Annotated in this window: 1 protein-coding gene; it reads right to left on the reverse strand. The window is 44.7% G+C overall.

What is annotated here, in order from left to right; genetic code table 11:
* Positions 1-1,055: elongation factor Tu (tuf, locus tag HL290_RS18410; RefSeq protein WP_198497223.1), on the reverse strand; the 1,055-nt coding region annotated here is incomplete at both ends.

The following is a 1,055-nucleotide window of genomic DNA, read 5'->3' on the forward strand; positions in this document are numbered from 1 at the left end:
CCTGGCATAACCATTTCAACGCCGTCTTGTAATTGGATTGCGCCAGTTACGTCAGTTGTACGGAAGTAGAACTGTGGACGGTAGCCGTTAAGGAATGGAGTATGACGACCACCTTCTTCTTTAGAAAGTACGTATACTTCTGCATCGAATTTAGTGTGCGGCTTGATTGTACCTGGTTTAGCAAGTACTTGACCACGTTGTACGTCTTCACGCTTAGTACCACGTAGAAGAACACCACAGTTCTCGCCTGCACGACCTTCGTCAAGCAATTTACGGAACATTTCTACGCCAGTAACTGTAGTTGTTTGAGTATCACGGATACCAACGATTTCAACTGATTCGCCTACTTTCACGATACCAGCTTCTACACGACCAGTTACTACTGTACCACGACCAGAGATAGAGAATACGTCTTCGATTGGCATTAAGAATGCTTTGTCGATAGCACGTTCTGGTTCTGGAATGTAAGAGTCAAGCGCTTCAACAAGAGCAAGAACTGAAGGCTCACCATATTGACCAGCATCGCCTTCCAACGCTTTAAGCGCAGAACCACGGATAACTGGAGTGTCATCACCTGGGAAGTCATAAGTAGAAAGAAGTTCACGAACTTCCATTTCTACTAATTCAAGTAATTCTTCATCATCAACAAGGTCACACTTGTTCAAGAATACGATGATGTAAGGTACACCAACCTGACGAGAAAGAAGGATGTGTTCACGAGTTTGTGGCATTGGACCATCAGTCGCAGCACATACAAGGATCGCGCCGTCCATCTGAGCAGCACCAGTAATCATGTTTTTAACATAATCGGCGTGGCCCGGGCAGTCTACGTGAGCGTAGTGACGGATTGGAGAATCGTATTCTACGTGTGAAGTATTAATTGTAATACCACGTGCTTTTTCTTCAGGTGCTGAGTCGATTTGTGAGTAATCTTTCGCTTCACCGCCGTAAGTTTTTGCACAAATAGTTGCAATCGCAGCAGTTAAAGTTGTTTTACCATGGTCAACGTGACCGATTGTGCCCACGTTTACGTGTGGCTTATTACGTTCAAACTT

Source organism: Acinetobacter sp. AC1-2 (genome assembly GCF_016124155.1).
GTDB lineage: Bacteria > Pseudomonadota > Gammaproteobacteria > Pseudomonadales > Moraxellaceae > Acinetobacter > Acinetobacter calcoaceticus.